Annotated in this window: 15 protein-coding genes; 2 read left to right on the forward strand and 13 right to left on the reverse strand. The window is 67.1% G+C overall.

Features of this window, described 5'->3' with window-relative positions; genetic code table 11:
- Positions 1-121: 121 nt before the first annotated feature.
- From IY716_RS01810 to IY716_RS01825, 4 genes are read right to left on the reverse strand one after another with little or no spacing between them, the layout of a single operon-like run.
- Positions 122-829 (reverse strand): response regulator transcription factor, encoded by a 708-nt coding sequence (locus tag IY716_RS01810; protein ID WP_218219937.1) that lies wholly within the window; start codon positions 827-829, stop codon positions 122-124.
- Positions 826-2,034: a sensor histidine kinase gene (locus IY716_RS01815; RefSeq protein WP_218219938.1), complete on the reverse strand. Its 1,209-nt coding sequence runs from the start codon at positions 2,032-2,034 to the stop codon at positions 826-828. Before IY716_RS01815 ends, IY716_RS01810 begins: the two co-directional genes overlap by 4 nt.
- A 35-nt stretch (positions 2,035-2,069) precedes the next feature.
- On the reverse strand, positions 2,070-2,876 hold the full coding sequence (locus tag IY716_RS01820; protein ID WP_218219939.1) for a hypothetical protein: 807 nt from the start codon (positions 2,874-2,876) through the stop codon (positions 2,070-2,072).
- A complete protein-coding gene (locus tag IY716_RS01825; RefSeq protein WP_218219940.1) occupies positions 2,873-3,658 on the reverse strand; it encodes an ABC transporter ATP-binding protein in 786 nt (261 codons plus the stop codon). Before IY716_RS01825 ends, IY716_RS01820 begins: the two co-directional genes overlap by 4 nt.
- Positions 3,659-3,828: 170 nt before the next feature.
- Between IY716_RS01825 and IY716_RS01830 the strand changes: the two genes are divergently transcribed.
- The gene (locus tag IY716_RS01830) at positions 3,829-4,179 is read left to right on the forward strand and encodes a DUF2200 domain-containing protein (protein ID WP_218219941.1); all 351 of its coding nucleotides are present in this window, start codon (positions 3,829-3,831) and stop codon (positions 4,177-4,179) included.
- 75 nt (positions 4,180-4,254) lie between these two features.
- Here the strand turns inward: IY716_RS01830 and IY716_RS01835 are convergent, their stop codons facing one another.
- From IY716_RS01835 to IY716_RS01875, 9 genes are all read right to left on the reverse strand, one after another.
- The gene (locus IY716_RS01835) at positions 4,255-5,658 is read right to left on the reverse strand and encodes an NAD-dependent succinate-semialdehyde dehydrogenase (protein ID WP_218219942.1); all 1,404 of its coding nucleotides are present in this window, start codon (positions 5,656-5,658) and stop codon (positions 4,255-4,257) included.
- On the reverse strand, positions 5,655-7,550 hold the full coding sequence (locus tag IY716_RS01840; protein WP_218219943.1) for an FAD-binding monooxygenase: 1,896 nt from the start codon (positions 7,548-7,550) through the stop codon (positions 5,655-5,657). The genes IY716_RS01835 and IY716_RS01840 overlap by 4 nt, the downstream gene beginning before the upstream one ends.
- A gap of 10 nt (positions 7,551-7,560) precedes the next feature.
- Positions 7,561-8,346, reverse strand: a complete 786-nt coding sequence (locus IY716_RS01845) for an HpcH/HpaI aldolase/citrate lyase family protein (RefSeq protein WP_218219944.1) — start codon at positions 8,344-8,346, stop codon at positions 7,561-7,563.
- On the reverse strand, positions 8,331-9,116 hold the full coding sequence (hpaH, locus tag IY716_RS01850) for a 2-oxo-hept-4-ene-1,7-dioate hydratase (RefSeq protein WP_218219945.1): 786 nt from the start codon (positions 9,114-9,116) through the stop codon (positions 8,331-8,333). Before hpaH ends, IY716_RS01845 begins: the two co-directional genes overlap by 16 nt.
- 18 nt (positions 9,117-9,134) lie before the next feature.
- Positions 9,135-10,241, reverse strand: coding sequence for a 3,4-dihydroxyphenylacetate 2,3-dioxygenase (gene hpaD / locus IY716_RS01855; RefSeq protein ID WP_218219946.1), 1,107 nt, complete (start codon positions 10,239-10,241; stop codon positions 9,135-9,137).
- A 52-nt stretch (positions 10,242-10,293) separates the two neighbouring features.
- Complete coding sequence (hpaE, locus tag IY716_RS01860) at positions 10,294-11,799, reverse strand: 5-carboxymethyl-2-hydroxymuconate semialdehyde dehydrogenase (RefSeq protein ID WP_218219947.1); 1,506 nt, start codon at positions 11,797-11,799, stop codon at positions 10,294-10,296.
- Positions 11,800-11,855: 56 nt separating this feature from the next.
- Positions 11,856-12,542 (reverse strand): GntR family transcriptional regulator, encoded by a 687-nt coding sequence (locus IY716_RS01865; RefSeq protein WP_369699553.1) that lies wholly within the window; start codon positions 12,540-12,542, stop codon positions 11,856-11,858.
- A complete protein-coding gene (locus tag IY716_RS01870; RefSeq protein WP_369699665.1) occupies positions 12,539-14,080 on the reverse strand; it encodes a fumarylacetoacetate hydrolase family protein in 1,542 nt (513 codons plus the stop codon). The genes IY716_RS01865 and IY716_RS01870 overlap by 4 nt, the downstream gene beginning before the upstream one ends.
- A gap of 178 nt (positions 14,081-14,258) precedes the next feature.
- Entirely contained in the window at positions 14,259-15,740 is a 1,482-nt protein-coding gene (locus tag IY716_RS01875; protein WP_218219949.1) for an APC family permease, read from the reverse strand.
- Between the two features lie 287 nt (positions 15,741-16,027).
- Between IY716_RS01875 and IY716_RS01880 the strand changes: the two genes are divergently transcribed.
- Entirely contained in the window at positions 16,028-17,020 is a 993-nt protein-coding gene (locus tag IY716_RS01880) for a helix-turn-helix domain-containing protein (RefSeq protein WP_218219950.1), read from the forward strand.
- Positions 17,021-17,077 lie beyond the last annotated feature (57 nt).

Genomic DNA, 17,077 nt, shown 5'->3' on the forward strand with positions numbered 1-17,077 from the left:
TCCTCAGGAGTTGTTGCCTGACCCGTGTGCCGGACGTCGGTGCCGACCAGCGATCGAGTCCTGCACCTCCGATCCTGTCACGCGGCGCTGAGCACTTCCAGGGGGTCTCGGGCCACGGGGTTCAGCGGGGATCCTCTCCGGCGATCCCGTGGCGCAGCCCCCAGATGGCTGCCTGAAGCCGGTCCCGGCTCTGGGTCTTCATCAGGATCGACTGCACGTGGTACTTCACCGTGGTCACCTCCACGACAAGGGATTCCCCGATCTCGGCGTTGGAGAGACCCTGGGTGATCAGCCGCAGAACCTCCGTCTCCCGCGGCGTCAGCGCAGGGGTCTGCGGAGCGAGAGGTTCCCGCCCCAGGGCGCCCCGAGTGACCGTCCCCGGTTCGGTCCCGCCGCGCGGAGCACTGCTGCGCTGGGCGAACTCGGTGATGACCTTATGGGTGATGCGCTGATCGAGAGTTCCCCCGCCCGCAGCCACCGACCGGATTGCCTGGGCGATCACGGCTTCCTCGGCTCCCTTGAGCAGGAATCCGGAGGCCCCGGCCTCGAGTGCGGCGAAGACGTACTCGTCGATGTCGAAGGTGGTCAGGATCAGCACCCTGGCCGTGGAGCCGGAGGCGACGATCTCCCGGGTGGCGGTGATCCCGTCCGTGCCCGGCATGCGCACGTCCATGCAGACCACGTCGGGCGAGAGCTCTGCGGTCAGCCGGGCAGCCTCGGCACCGTCGGCGGCCTGTCCGAGCACCTGGAAGTCCGGTTCGGCGTCGAGCACCACGGACAGCCCGGCGCGGACCACGGGCTGGTCATCGACGATGAGCACGGTGATCACAGCAGCTGTCCCTTCACAGCAGGTTCGGCGCTCTCGGTGCGCTCGCGCGGAAGGCTGAACGCGGTGCGCCAGCCCGGCCCCGTGGGCCCGGCTTCGAGGGCCCCGTGGACCAGCCGGAGGCGTTCGCGCAGCCCGGTCAGACCATAGCCGCTGGCCGGAAGGGGCGTGGCGGGGTGGGCCGCGCCGTCGTCGTGGACCTCGATGTTCAGCTGATCACTCCCCCAGTCCACGGTGAGCCGCGCCCTCGCACCGGGGGCGTGCTTGGTGATGTTTGCCAGCGCCTCCTGGATTCCACGGATGACGACGACGCCGGCCACCGGCCCCAGCGTCCAGGCCTGACCCTGCTGGCGCAGCTCCACCGGGGTTCCGCGTGCTTCGGCGTCCTCGATGACCTGCGGCAGATCGGCCATGGAGGGGGCGCCGAGCGCGGTGGAACCTTCTTCGGCGCGGAGCAGACCGAGCGTGCGGCGCAGGTTCTCCAGCGCCGAGCGGGCGTCACGCTGCACCGAGCTCAGATACCCCCGTTGGGCCTGCGGGTCAGTCTGTGCCAGAGCGCTGGCGGCCTGGGCGCTGACGATGATTCCGGTGAGGTGGTGGGCTGCGATGTCATGGAGCTCTCGGGCGATCATGGTGCGCTGATCCTGGACTGCCTGCTGGGCGACAAGCTCCTGCTCGCGCTCGGCGATCTCCGCGCGTTCGATCAACGCCTGGATCAGCTGGGCCCGCCCGATCACGATCTCGGCGGTCAGCCAGGCGAGTCCGAAGAGCACCAGTCCACGTGCAAGGGCCAGCGGGATCTCGCCGTACTGGGCGAGCTCTCCCGTGGCACCGGTGGTCGCGGCCACGATCACGCTGAACACCGCCCAGGGAACGATCCGCCGGGCCGCGGCGTCACGAGGCAGCGATCGCCTGGTGGCATAGGCGGCGAAGAGCACCGCAAGCCCAGCGCTGGTATTGCCCTCATCCAGCGCGAAGAGCAGAGCGTCGCTGAGCGTGACGACCGCCAGGATGGTCCCGGGCCATCTCCAGCTGCCCAGCAGCACGACCGCCTGGACCACGAGCGTTCCGGTGGTGAGAAGCACCGCTGTGCCGGAGTTCAGGAACTCCGGCACAGCGAAGAGCAGCGGGATGATGGCCAGGATGACCAATGAGGGGGTCCACGTCCAGGTGTGCGCGCTGGGCACGTCAGTCGTGGAATGCTCCATGGGTCTTCTCCTGTCACCGGTCCGGATGGCGAGTCTCAGAGGTCCCGGCGGCGCAGCGTCATCCAGGCCACGCTTGCCGCTGCCAGCGCCATCATAGTCAGGATGCCCAGCGCCAGGCCTGCGCCGAGACCCCCGGACGGGCCCGTCGCGGTCGATACCAGCGCCAGCGGCGTGTAGCTGGCCCAGCTGCTGGTGGCTGGGACGACGGCAAGGATCGCGCCGAGTGTGACATCGGCGACGGCGGCACCGATGAGCACGAGGAAGGTGGCGCTCTGGCTGCGGATGAGCAGCCCCGCAGACAGACCGAACACGCCCAGCGGGATCAGCGCAAGAATCCCGCGGCCGAGCACGTCGGCGATGTCCCACCAGCTTGCCGAGAGCCCTCCGGCCCCGAGGGTGCTGGGAGCAACCGCCACCAGAAGTCCCTGCACGAGGGCGTAGCCGAGCCCCACGGCCACCATGGCCATGGCGGTCGCCGCCGTCTTGGCTCCCATGATGCGACCTCGGCGAGGTGAAGCGAGGGCGGCGTTGATGAGGCCGCCGTGGCGGAAGTCGGAGGTCGCGATCAGCGCACCGAGAAGCAGCACCGCGACGAGCCCGACGCTGACGGATCCGCTGGAGAGCGAGCCTCCGCCGAGGACGTTCATGGCCGCGAGCTGCTGATCCGCCGTGGAGGTGGCCATTTCGGCGACGCTGTCCTGCAGGTCAGGGTCCATATGGCTGATGGCTGGCAACAGCCATCCGCTGGCGAGCTGGGTGGCGGCCACACCGAGGATGCCGACGGCCGCGGCGATCTTCGGGGCCTTCGTGGTGGTCATCTTGAGCAGTTCGGCGCGGATCATCGCAGGGTCTCACGATCTGTCGAGGTGGAGCCGGCAGGCGTGCCGGGGGTGTGATGGGCTGGTCGGTCTGAGCCGGCGGAGGTCATAGAGAGGTAGAGCTGTTCAAGATCACTGTCGGCGGTGAGCGCATCCAGTGCCCCGGTGATGAGGCTTCGGCCACGATCGATGATCACGAGGTCATCGGCGACCAGGGACACCTCGGTCAGCACGTGGGTGGAGAGGAGAACGGTCCCGCCCTGTGCGGCGAAGGAGCGCAAGTACTGGCGCAGCCAGCGGATGCCCGCCGGGTCCAGTCCGTTGGCAGGCTCATCCAGCACCAGGATTGACGGGTCCCCGAGCAGCGCGTTGGCCAGAGCCAGGCGCTGGCGCATGCCCAGCGAGTAGCCGCGCACAGGACGGTCGGCGGCCTCAGCCAAGCCGACCTGCTCAAGCACCGGTGAGATGATCTGCTGGCTGCCCCCGATCATGGCGGCGGTGATGCGAAGGTGTTCCCGTGCAGTGCGGTCGGGATGGAGCCCGCCGGCGTCGAGCACGGCACCTACGCGGTGGGCTGGTGAGGAGAATGCGGAGTAGGCTCTTCCGTCAATGAGGGCGTGTCCGCTCTCCGCGGTGGCCAGGCCGAGCAGGATGCGCATCGTGGTGGTCTTGCCGGCACCGTTGGGGCCGAGCAGCGCCAGCACGCGGCCGGATTCAGCGCTGAAGGTGACGTCCGTCACCGCCTGGGTGGAGCCGTAGCTCTTGGCGAGATGGGAGATCTCTATGCTGGGAGATGTGGTGGTCATGGTGGTCAGTGTCCGTTCCGGCGCTGCTGCGCCTGTCCTGGAAGTTCGGTGACTCCAGTTCATCGCAGCGGCAGGCAGAGCACCCCCTCCCAGCGGAGGGACCTTGTCCCCTCCTCGAGGAGGGGATCGGCGGGGACCACAGTTCAGTGCAATCGCAGAAAGGACCCGATATGAGCAGGCATCGGATTTACACCATGAGCTTCGCCGCGGTCTATCCGCACTACGTGGCCAAGGCGGAGAAGAAGGGGCGGTCTCAGGCCGAGGTGGATGAGGTCATCGGCTGGCTCACCGGGTACTCGGCGCAGCAGCTCCAGGCGGTCCTGGGCGCCGGGACAGACTGTGAGACGTTCTTCGATCAGGCGCCCGCCATGAACCCCGCACGGTCCCTGATCACCGGGGTCATCTGTGGGGTCCGGGTCGAGGAGATCGAAGAGCCCACCATGCGGGAGATCCGCTATCTGGACAAGCTCATCGATGAGCTCGCCAAGGGCAGACCGATGGAGAAGGTCCTGCGCGATTGAGCGCCGCACACTTCCTGTTCCATTGCACGGCCTGACAGGTGACAGAACCGTCGTGTGGTCAGGATCGTCTCTGCATCAGGACCAATCGACGCTGAGATACTGAACCTCGGTGAACTCCTCCATCCCGAAGGCCCCGCCCTCGCGACCTATCCCTGCCTGCTTGACCCCGCCGAAGGGTGCACTGGGGTCCGAGACGATCCCGCGGTTGACCCCGACCATCCCGGCCTCGAGCCGTTCCGCGATCTTCATCGCCGTCTGCAGCTTCCCGGCGTAGACGTAGGCGGAGAGCCCGACCTCCGGGGCGTTCGCGAGGTCGATCATCGCGTCGAGGTCGGTCCATGCGACCACTGGGGCTATGGGGCCGAAGATCTCCTGACTGAGGATCTCGGCGTCCGTGGGCACTCCGGTCAGCAGGGTGGGCGCGAGGAACGCCGCCGTCGCGTCGGCGGGCAGCTCCGCCCGGGCAGCGATCACGGCTCCCCGTTCCTGGGCGCGCTGCACCAGGCCGCGGATCTCTCCGGCCGCCTTCTCGGTGATCACCGGGCCGATATCAGCGCCCTGGGCGGGGTCTCCGACACGCAGGGCCGCGATCTTGGCGCCGAATTTCTCGGTGAACTCCCCCAGCACGTCCTGGTGCACATAGAAGCGGTTGGCTGCGGTGCAGGCCTGTCCGCCGTTGCGGAACTTCGCCAGCATGGCTCCCTCCACGGCGGCATCGATGTCGGCTCCGGCGGTGACGATGAAGGGCGCGTTGCCACCGAGCTCCATCGAGGTGTTGACCACGCGTTCGGCGCACTGCGCAAGGAGTCTGCGGCCGACGCCGGTGGACCCGGTGAAGGAGAGCTTGCGGACCCGGTCATCAGCCAGCCATGCGGAGACCACCGTACTGGCGCTGCGGGAGGCGGCCACCTGAACCACGCCTTCCGGCACTCCTGCCTCGGTGAGGATCTCGGCGATGGCGAAGGCCGTCAGCGGGGTCTCGCTGGCGGGCTTCAGGAGCACCGAACAGCCTGCCGCCAGGGCCGGGCCGATCTTGCGGGTCGCCATGGCCGCCGGAAAGTTCCACGGGGTGATCAGCACCGCCACTCCCACAGGGTGCCGGGTGATGACATTGCGCACTCCCCCGGCCGGGGCCTCCGTGTAGTCACCGGGTGTGCGTACTGCCTCCTCGGCATACCAGCGGAAGAACTCACTGGCATAGCTCACCTCGGCGGCCGCATCCGCCTGAGACTTTCCGTTCTCCGCCACGATCAGGTCGCGCAGCCGGTCGGCATGGGCGCGCATGCCCAGGAAGGCGGCCGTGAGCACCTCTGAGCGGTGCCGCGGCGTGGTGGCGCGCCAGGCTTCGAAGCCTGCCTGTGCGGCGTCGACCAGGGCTGCTGCCTCCTCGCCGGAGTGATCGTGGACGCGACCGACGGTCTCACCGGTGGCAGGGTTGAGCACCGCGAGGGTGTCGTTCTGGGTCTGTTCGGTGGTCATGACGTGGGCTCCAGGAAGATCGGTGCGAAGAAGTCGGCCAGGGCGGCCGTGTCGGTGAGCGGCAGCACGTGCGCCACGTACTGGTCGGGGCGCACGACGACGACGCAGCCCGCCCGGCTGATGCCGCGCTCGGTGAAGATGTCCCGTTCGGGGTGGGTGCCGAAGACGCGATCCCTGGCGGTCAGCCCGAAGGGCCGCACCACCGGGAGGAAGGCGCGCGGGGCGTCGGTGACCTCCAGCGCGGGATGCCGCTGCTGGTAGATGACCTTGACGTCGAAGAGGGCGTCCTCATCCTCTCCGGCCGGGGTGAAGCGGCGCACGGGGGAGCTGGGATCGGTGTGCAGCCAGTGCGCCCAGGAGCGCAGTGCGGAGTCCTCCCCCGCGCTCGGAGCATCGGCGAAGGCATAGAGCCGCCAGCGTCCGTCGGCGGTGGCCAAGTGACCCAGGTGCAGCGGGTTGCCGTCGCTGACGCGGCACACCAGCTCCGACTTGAACCGCTTGCCCACGGTGAATCCGCTCGCGAGATCCTGGTGCGTGTCGGCTCCGGTGATGATCGAGGGGCTGTACTGGGTCATGAAACCGGCGGGGAACTCGATGGTCTTGACGTAGAAGTCCTCCAGCGTGGAGGGGTCCTCCATCTCCTCGGGCTTCTGCGCCATCAGGGTGGACCATTCCTTGTCGAAGTCGATCAGGTTCTGCGCGATCACCTGACGCTCCCCGGAGTAGGTGCGCAGCAGCGCGGCGGGGCTGCGCCCCTGCAGCACCTGGCCCAGCTTCCAGCCCAGGTTGAAGCCGTCCTGCATGGAGACATTCATGCCCTGACCGGCCTTCGCGCTGTGCGTATGGCAGGCGTCTCCGGCGATGAAGACCCGGGGGTCACGTTCACCGGTCAGCTCCTCGGGCACGTCGTCGAACTTGTCGGTCACCCGGTGTCCGACCTCGTACACGCTGTGCCAGGCCACGTGCTTCACGTCCACGGTGAACGGGGCCATGATCGTGTTGGCCTTCTCGATGATCGTCTCAATGGTGGTCTTGCGGACCTGCTCTCCCTGGCCGGGCTGGACCTCGCCGAGGTCCACGTACATCCGGAACAGGTGGCCTCCCTCGCGCGGTATCAGCAGGATGCTGCCTCCCGAGTGGGACTGGATGGCGCATTTGCGGCGGATATCGGGGAAGTCGGTGACCGCCAGCACGTCCATGACGCCCCAGGCGTGGTTTGCCCGGTCTCCGGTCAGGCTCCGGCCGATGGACGTGCGCACGCCGCTGCGCGCACCGTCGGCGCCGAGCACGTATTTCGCCCAGACGGTGCGTTCGGCTCCGGCCTCCGGACCGGCGGCACGGCGCAGGGAGACCTCCACCGGGTGTTCGCCCTCTTCGTGGACGGTCAGGCCCAGGAATTCCCAGCCGTAGTCGGGGGTCATCCGCGACGGTGAGTTGGCCATGGACTCTCCGAAGTAGTCCAACACCCGGGCCTGGTTGACGATCAGGTGCGGGAACTCGCTGATTCCCTCCGGGTCATCGTCGGGCCGGGCGGTGCGAGTGATGTTCTCCGGCGCTTCCGGGTCGGGCTTCCAGAACGCCATCTCGGTGATGTGATACGCCTCATTGGAGATCTCGTCGGCGAAGCCGAAAGCCTGGAAGGTCTCCACGCTGCGGGCCTGGATCCCGTCGGCCTGACCGACCTCGAGGCGTCCGTCGCGCTTCTCGATGATGCGGGTGTGCACCTGCGGGAACTGCGCGAGCTGGGCGGCGGTGATCATCCCGGCGGGGCCGGTGCCGACGATGAGCACGTCCATGTGCTCGGGCAGCTGCTCGGGCCGATCGAGTCCGAGCCCGGCCGGGGCCTGGACCCGCGGGTTCTGCGAGACGTAGCCGTGGTGATGAAACTGCATGTCTGACTCCTCAGTGAGCGGAACGTGGGATGAAGTCCGCGGCGAGCTTCTCCGAGCCGCGCGCCACCAGCGCGACATCGGCGCCTACGAGCACCCACGCCGCTCCGGCGTCGAGGTAGTCGTGGGCGGCTGTCGGATCGAAGGCGTTGACCCCGGCCGTCTTGCCGGCGGCCCGCGCCGCGGCGAAGCTGTGCTTCACGGCGGCGATGACGTCGGGGTGGGTCTGTTGGCCCAGCAGTCCCATGGAGGCTGAGAGGTCGCTGGGGCCGGCGAAGATGCCGTCGACGCCCTCGACGGCGGCGATGGCCTCGGCATTCTCCACACCTTCGACGGTCTCGAGCTGGACGAAGACGCTCACGTGCTGCGCGCCCTCCTCCAGGTAGTTCTGTACCCGGTTCCATCGTCCGGACCGGGCCAGGGCATTGCCGATGCCTCGTATGCCGCGCGGCGGATACTGCGTCGCCGCGGCCACGTCGCGGGCCTGCTCCGGTGTGGAGATCATCGGCACCAGGAGATTCTGCACGCCCAGGTCCAGGACCTGCTTGATGATCACCGGATCGGCGGAGGGCACCCGGATGATGGGCGTCACCGGATACCCGGAAAGCGCGTGAAGCTGGACCAGCACGGACTCCAGCGTGTTCGGTGCGTGCTCCATGTCGATGAGCACGACGTCGAGCCCTGAGCCCGCCATGATCTCTGCCATCACCGGGGACCCTGAGCAGACCCAGCCTCCGATGAGTGCCCGGTCCGCGGTCGCGAGGTCCTCGCGCAGGGTCGGCTTCAGTCGAAACGGCATGTCAGGGTTCCTAGTTCTCCGTAGTCGCAGGTCACGGTGTCGCCTTGTTCGACCCACATGGGGCGGGTGAAGGAGCCGGCGAGGATGAGTTCTCCCGCCTGCAGGCTGTCTCCGTGCTGCGCGAGCTTGTTGGCCAGCCAGACCACTCCCATGGCGGGGTGGTTGAGCACTGCGGCGGCCACCCCGGATTCCTCGATGGTCTCATTGCGGTAGAGCAGCGCCGAGATCCAGCGCAGGTCCACCGCGTCCGGGGCCACGGGGTTACCTCCGTAGACCATCGCGCCCATCGCTGCGTTGTCACTGATCGTGTCCACGATCGTGCGGCCGGCCATCTCGATCCTGCTGGAGAGGATCTCCAGGGCCGGCACCACGTAGTCGGTGGCGTCCAGCACATCGAAGACGGTGACCCCAGGCCCGGAGAGCGGCTTGCCGAGCTTGAAGGCAAGCTCCACCTCGATGCGCACGTTGGAGAAGCGGGAGTGTTCGATCACCGAGCCGTTCTCGTAGACCATGTCGTCGAAGATGGCACCGTAGTCGGGTTCGGTGATGCCGGTGGCGACCTGCATGACCTTCGAGGTGAGTCCGATCTTTCGGCCCACCAGTCGGCGCCCCGAGGCGACGGCGCGACGTCGCCATTCGTTCTGCACCGCGTAGGAGTCCTCGATGGTCATCTCGGGGTACCGGGTGGTCAGCAGCGGGATCGTGCTGCGCTGTGACTCGGCGGTGGCGAGCTCATCGGCGATGGCGGTGATCTGGTCCTTCTCAAGCATGGTGTGTCTCCCGACGGATCAGAGCTGGTGACCCAGCTTGTACTCGCCCTGTTTCCAGGAGGGCATGGACTCCTCGTCCTCTTTGCGGGTGTAGGAGAACCCGTCGGCGCCGATGGTCACATCCATCTCGGAGGCATCGGTGCGCTCCGTGGCCGGGACGGGACGTCCGTGGAGGTCCAGCACCGTGGAGGCCTCCGTGTACCAGGAGGGGACCACCGGGTTGCCCCACCAGTCACGGCGCTGGTTGTCATGCACGTCCCAGGTCACCACGGGGTTGTCCGGATCTCCGGTGTAGTAGTCCTGGGTGTAGATCTCGATCCGGTGCCCATCGGGATCACGGATGTAGAGGTAGAAGGCATTGGACACGCCGTGCCGACCGGGGCCGCGCTCGATATGGTCTGAAAGGCGCAGCGCCCCGAGCTTGTCGCAGATGGCCAGCACGTTGTGCTTCTCATGGGTGGCGAACGCGACGTGGTGCATGCGTGGTCCGGCGCCGCCGGTCATGGCGGTGTCATGGACGGTGGGCTTGCGTCGCATCCACGCGGCGTAGGTGGTGCCGTGCTCGTCCTGGATGTCTTCGGTGACGCGGAACCCGAGGTCCTCCATATACGCCACGGCCTTGGGCACATCGGGGGTGACCTGGTTGAAGTGATCGAGGCGGACCAGCGCCCCGGGGGTGTAGAGGTCATAGCGCCAGGCAAGCCGTTCCACGTGTTCGACCTCGTGGAAGAACTCGTAGGGGAAGCCCAGCGGGTCCTGGACCCGCACGGAGTCGCCGATGCCGCGGGTGAAGCCCTCTCTGCGACGGATGACCTCGCAGCCGAGCTCGGTATAGAACGCCTCCGCCTTGTCGAGGTCCTCGGGGGCCCGGACGCGGTAGGAGAAGGCGGCGACGGCGGCCTGTTCACCGCGGCGCAGCACCAGGTTGTGGTGGATGAACTCCTCCATGGACCGGAGGTAGATCGCGTCCTCGTCCTCGGCCGTCACGGTGAGGTCCAGGACATCGACGTAGAAGTCTCGAGACCGTTTCAGGTCGGTGACGATCAGCTCCATATAGGCGCAGCGCAGGATGTCGGGGGCGGGGACGGAGGGAGTGGGGACTCGCTGGAAGGAGGTGTCTGTCATCTGAAGCGTCCTTGCTTGATGGTGAAAACGTGAGGGCGGATAAGAGTGCTGGTCAGTCGGCTTTGCCGAAGACCGGGTTGTGGACTTCACCGAGATTGATGTGCACTGCCTGCTGGTCGGTGTAGAAATCCAGCGAGCGGTAGCCGCCCTCGTGCCCGAGACCGGAGGCCTTGACCCCGCCGAAGGGGGTGCGCAGGTCGCGCACGTTGTTGGAGTTCAGCCAGACCATGCCAGCCTGCACCGACTGGGCGAAGTTGTGCGATCGCTTGAGGTCATTGGTCCAGATATAGGCGGCAAGCCCGTACTTGGTGTCGTTGGCCAGCTCGAGGGCCTCCTCCTCCGAGTCGAAGGGTGTGATGGCGACCACCGGTCCGAAGATCTCCTCCTGGAAGATCCGGGCCTCGCTGGGAACATCGGCGAAGACGGTGGGAGCCACGAAGTTTCCGGTCGGGAACCCCTCGGGGCGTCCGCCGCCTGCCACGAGCCGGCCCTCGCCCTTGCCGATCTCGATATAGCTCATGACCTTCTCAAAGTGCTCCGGGTGCACCAGCGCACCGACCTCGGTCTCACGCTCATGCGGGAAGCCGACCTTGACCCGCTTGGCCTGGGCGGCGTAGCGCTCGACGAACTCGTCATAGATGCTGCGCTCGACCAAGATCCGGCTGCCGGCGGTGCAGCGCTCACCGTTGAGCGAGAAGACTCCGAAGACCGTGGCGTTGATGGCGGCTTCAAGATCGGCGTCGGCGAAGACGACGGCGGGCGATTTCCCGCCCAGCTCCATGGAGAGCCCCTTCAGCGCCGGTGCGGCGTTCGCGAAGATGGTCTGTCCGGTGCTGGATTCTCCGGTGAACGAGATCAGCGGCACCTCCGGGTGCTTCACCAGCGCGTCGCCGGCCTGCTCCCCCAGCCCGTTGACCAGGTTGAACACCCCGGTGGGCAGTCCCGCCTCGGCGAAGATGCCAGCCCACAGACTGGCCGAGAGAGGGGTGAACTCGGCAGGTTTGAGCACCACAGAGTTGCCCGCCGCCAGCGCCGGGGCGAGCTTCCAGCTTTCCAGCATGAACGGAGTGTTCCAGGGGGTGATCAGCCCGGCCACGCCGATGGGCTTGCGACTGACGTAGTTGACCTGGCGACCGGGGACCTTGTAGACGTCGTCGGCCTGGGCCACGATCAGGTCGGCGAAGAAACGAAAGTTCTCGGCGGCGCGGCGCGCCTGACCCAATGCCTGGGTGATGGGCAGGCCCGAGTCGAAGGACTCCAGCTCGGCGAGGCGGTCTCCGCGGTCCTCGACCAGGTCGGCGATCCGGTGCAGCACCCGGGAACGTTCTCGCGGAAGCATCTCGCGCCAGGGGCCGGTCTCGAAGGCCCGGCGCGCCGCGGCGACGGCACGGTCCACGTCGGCCTTGGTTCCGGCGGCGGCGTGGATATAGGTCTCATTGGTGACCGGGTTGAGCACCTCGAAGGTGCCGCCCTCGGCTGAGTCCACGGACTCGCCGTCGATGTAGTGCTGGATCCGTTCGGGCAGATCGGCAGGGACGGGGGTCTGGTAGTCGTTCATCGGGTGTCTTCTCCTTCTGGCGCGCAGGCGCTGGGTTCGATGGGTGCCATGGCAGGTCAGCGGGCTGTCGCGGGACTCGGGACGGCGTGGTGGCCCTGTTCTCGGTAGGCCTCGACCGTGCGCCATTTGTGCTGGCGGACTGCCATCTCGATCTCCATCGGTTCGGCGTGCTCACGGATCAGCCGCAGGATCTCGTCGTGCTCCTGCACCGAGCGTGGCGCGCGCTCGGGCACGAAGCTGAAGGTGGAGCTGCGCAGCCCGGCCATCCGGTTCCATCCACGATCGGCGAGTTCAGCGATGTGTGGATTGGGACAGCGGTGGAAGAGTGCGCGGTGAAACTTCTCATTCAGCGAGGTGAACACCACTGGATCGAAGCTCTCCAGCATGGCGCGCATGGAATCGTTGATCGACTGGGCGCGATCGATGTCCTCCTGGGACATCTGCGGCAGCGCGAGCGCTGTGGCAGCCCCCTCCAGGACCCCGAGAGTCTGCATAGTGTCGATGTATTCGACGCTGTTGACCATGGCGACCCGGGCGCCGACATTGCGCTCGAACTCCACCAGGCCCTCGGCTTCGAGGCGGCGCACCGCCTCCCGCACGGGGACCACGCTGATCCCGAGCTCCTTGGCGATCGCGCCGAGCACGAGCCGATAGCCGGGATTGAACTCCCGGCCGATGATGCGCTCCCGGATCCAGTCATAGGTCAGCTCGGACTTGCTGATGCGTTCGTCGATGCGGATCACGGGCCCTCCCCCTCGACGGCGGGCGCCTCCACCCGCGTCTGGCTCTGCGGATCGACCGTGCCCTGCGCCCGACCCCGCTCCTCGTCATACCGAGCCCGCCAGGTGGAGTTCATCGGGAAGAGTCCGTCCACGGGGTGCCCGGCCTTGACCTGGTCCGCGATCCAGGCGTCCTCGATCTCCTTCGTCAGCGCCGCGTCCGCCACATCCTCGGCAATGCCCGGAGGCAGCACGATCACGCCGTCGTCGTCGCCGACGATGATGTCCCCTGGCTGGACCGTGGCGCCGCCGCAGGCGATGGTGAGGTCGGCGTCCCAGGGCACGTGTTTATGTCCCAGCACGGCCGGGTGGGCGCCCTGACTGAAGACCGGCAGCGCGATATCGGCCACGGTGGAGTAGTCCCGGACGCCGCCGTCGGTCACTACCCCGGCCGCTCCCCGCTGCAGCGCGCGCAGCGCAAGGATGTCGCCGAGTGTGCCGGAGCCACGCTCTCCGCGGGCCTCGATGACGATCACCTCACCCGCATCCACGGAGTCGAAAACCTGCTTCTGTGCGTTGAATCCGCCGCCGTGCGAGGCGAAGAGGTCTTCGCGGTTCGGCACGAAGCGCAGGGTGCGAGCGGTGCCGATGAGCTTGGTGCCGCTGCGGGTGGGGCGCACGCCGTCGATGGTGACGTTGTTGAAGCCTCGCTTGCGCATCTCCTGGGACAAGCCGGCGACCGGAGCCTCGAGCAGCTTCGCGCGCAGCTGCTCGCTCAACGCGGAGTCAGGCGCCTGTGGGAGTCCCGCAGATTCACGCGAACCCCAGGCTTCTTCGCGCTGGATGTCATTGACCTGGGGCAGGCTGCCCAGGGAGGGGTCGAAGTCCCCGGGACCCTCGGTGACCGTGCTGATCAGCCGACCGCTGCTGAGCGCGCCGGCATCGACCTGAACCTCCACGACGTCGCCCGGCTCCGCCACGGAGGCCCCCGCCGGGGTGCCGGTGAGGATGACGTCCCCTGCTTCCAGGGTGAGGTGCTGGGAGAGGTCGGCGAGCAGCTGTCTCAGGGGGAAGATCATGGCGGCGGTGGTGTCCTCCTGGACCAGCTGGCCGTTCTTCCATGTGCGCAGGCGCAGTGACTCCGGGTTCACCTCGGGCGCGGGGATGAGTTCGGGGCCCAGTGGGGTGTAGCCGTCGCGGCCCTTATTGCGGACGTTTGATCCCTTGTCTGCCGCCCGAAGGTCGTAGAGCCCCCAGTCATTGGCCGCCGTGACCGCACTGACGTGGGACCACGCGTCCTCCGCGCGGATATGGCGGCCGGCGGTGCCGATCACCAGGGCGATCTCCCCTTCGAAGGCGAGCAGCTCCGTGCCGGCCGGGCGCTCGACCGTCTCCCCGGAGGATGCCATGGAGCTGGTCGGTTTGAAGAAGTACGAGGGTGCCTCCGGCCGCCGGCCGCGTTCTGCCGCGCGGGACTCATAGCTGATGTGGACGGCGATGATCTTGCCGGGTGTGTCCAGGGTCTGCGCGGTCATAGGTCTCCTCGACGAGCCGGTCCGGATCGCTCCGGCGGGATGGTATCCCAGATCGTATACGGTATGTGATGCGGCGCACAAGACGTGATCCTGATTCTGCGCTCGGGCACTCCGTGATGCTCCTTCGGGTGTGGGTGCACGCATCCGCGCACTGAAGGGTGCAGCCGAGGCAAGCACCCCGGCCGCACCCTTAGGTGGTCGGAACTCAGCCGATGTTCGCCTCGCGGACACCTCGGTAGATCTCGGGGCGTGAGCGCTTGAGATAGTGTCCCCAGAGCAGACCGACCAGGCCGGAGCCGACGATCACCCCGGGCAGCAGGATCACCAGGACCGAGAACCCTTCCGCATCGATCATGACGTCGAAGTTGAACATGATCAGAAGAGCGATGATGCCGAGTCCGATGGCCGCAAGCAGCGGGGCGATGGTCCGGGCGAAGAGCGGGTGACGCTCGGGATCTCGGTTGAAGTAGCGCAGCGCCGCCACGGAGGTGATGCACAGCAGCAGCACCAGACCGAATCCCGCGGCGTTGGTCAGCCACGGAAAGATCGTCAGCACGGGGAACAGCGGCCCAAGTTCGGAGCCCGCCCCTGCGATCGCGAAGATGATGATCATCACGAGCCCGAGCCCGCTCTGGGTGAGCGAGCCGGCCACCGGAGCGCCGCTGACCTTGCCTGTGTGTCCCAGCACGGCGGGCAGGACCCGAGCCCGCCCCATGGAGAAGAAGTAGCGGGCTGCGGCATTGTGGAACGCCACCAGCGCCGCCATGATGCTGGTCAGGAAGAGCACTGCGGCGAGGTTGACCAGCAGCGCCGGAAGCTTGCCGTCCAGGAAGACGAAGACCAGATCGGGGCCCCACTCCTGAGCCTGCGCCACGATCTGCGAGGGGCCGATTCCGGCGGCCAGCGCCCAGGATGAGGCGGCGTAGAACACCGAGATGATCGCGACGGCGATATAGGTGGCCCGTGCGACGGAACGCTCCGGGTTCTTCGCCTCCTCGGAGTAGATCGCACCGGACTCGAAGCCCATGAAGGCAGCCATGCCGAAGGCCAGCAGCGCACCCAGACTCCCGTTCAACCAGTTCTCCGGCAGCAGCGTCTCGGCGGTGACGCCTTCGGGAGCCACGGAGAGCGAGAGCAGGCTGACCACGATCACCACGAGGAATTCGAGCAGCACGATGACCGCGAGGAGCTTCGCCGAGAGGTCGATCCGATTGACCCCGAGGATGGCCACCAGAAGCCAGCCGACCAGGGCGCATACCCACCAGGCGACGGTGACCCCGAAGAGGTCATGGATGATCGAGGACGCAGTGAAGCCAAAGACTCCGTAGATGCCGATCTGCATCGCGTTGTAGGTCATCAGCGCCAGGAAGGAGGTCCCGATGCCCGGACGGACCCCGAGCCCTGCCGCGACGTAGGCGTAGAAGGCGCCGGCATTCTGCACGTAGGTGCTCATCCGGCCGTACCCGACGGCGAAGAGCCCGAGGATGACGCCCAGCAGCAGGTAGCCCACGGGCACCCCGGTCTGCCCGGTGATGGCGAAGCTGGTGGTGGCACCGCCGGCCAGCACGGTCAGCGGTGCGGAGGCGGCGATGATCAGAAACACCAGGGCCGGGACACCCAGGGTGCGTCGGGCCAGTGCGGTCTCCTCGGCTGTAGGCGGTCGTGCCGGAGCGGTGGATTCAGCCATGTCTGTTCTCCTCATCTGGCGAACTATCAGGGATCTGGGCGACGTCGTCGCCGCCTGTTGCCGAGAAGTATCCCGAGCCGAAGCCGGTGGAGTCTTGCGTCACGGTGCATCCGTGTTGTTCATTCCGGCGGGTTCTGGCTCCGCCCCTCTGCGGGATGGTGCTTTACAAGCGATGTGAGTGGTGTCACACTCAGCGAACATGAAGGTTTACCTACCCGAAACGCCTCTGCCATCAATATTGAGCGGTTGCTCAATATTGTTGAGGGAACTCACTTGCAGGAGGGACTATGCACACCAGCCACCGTTTCGGCCCGGCCCTTGACCGCGCCCGTCCCGCGGTGAACCTGAACACGTGGCGCGAAGCCATCGCGGCTGCAGTGGTACCACTGGAGATCCGGGAGAAGCCAGGGTTCCCCTTCCGGGGCCACTTGCGTCATACCGCCTTCGACGGCGTGGGGGTCTTCGAGCTGGCTACCACGGCCCACACCGTCCGGCGCACCCCGGAGCTGATCTCGCGTGAGGACTCACGGTTCTACAAGCTCAGTCTCCAGCTCTCCGGGCACGCCGTGCTGGAGCAGGACGGCCGACGAGCGGTGCTGGGCCCTGGGGATCTGGCGATCTACGACACGCACCGCCCGTATTCGCTGCACTTCCCCGAATCCAGCCGCACGATGGTCATGGTGATCCCACAGGAACCGGTCGATCTGACCCCGGAGCAGATTTCCGGTGTGACCGCGACCTGCTTCTCCCGCGAACATGGCTTCGGCCGATTGATCAATCCGTTCTTCGTGGAGCTCTGTAACAGCATCGATCAGTTGCCGGACGCCTACGGCAGCAGGCTGGTGCATTCAGCCCTGGACCTGATGGTCACGATGCTCGCTCACGAGCTGGATTCTCACCACGAGGGCCTCAGCTCCCCCACCCGGGGTCTGGAGCGCGAGGTCCGCGAATACATCCTGGACCACCTCGCCGAGGACACGCTGACTCCCGCCTCGATCGCAGCGGCGCACTTCGTCTCGGTCAGGTACCTCTACACGATCTTCGCCGAGGAGAGCCAGACGATCTCCGCCTGGATCAGGGCCCGAAGACTGGAACATATCCGCCGTGACCTCCTCGACCCGGTCTATGCCCAGCGGCCGGTCTCCTGGGTCGCCGGACGGTGGGGGCTCCATGATGCCGCCCATTTCTCCCGGGTCTTCCGCGCCGAGTACGGCGAGTCCCCCAGTGCGTACCGACGCCAGCGGATGCACCAGGAGACACTCGCCGCCGCAGCCTCCTGACCCGCCGCAGCGCGCCTAGTGACCTCGAAGGGCCTGTGGTGGGGAAGAATCATGACC

Origin of the sequence: Nesterenkonia sp. Act20, from assembly GCF_019173455.1 — a bacterium.
Taxonomy (GTDB): domain Bacteria; phylum Actinomycetota; class Actinomycetes; order Actinomycetales; family Micrococcaceae; genus Nesterenkonia.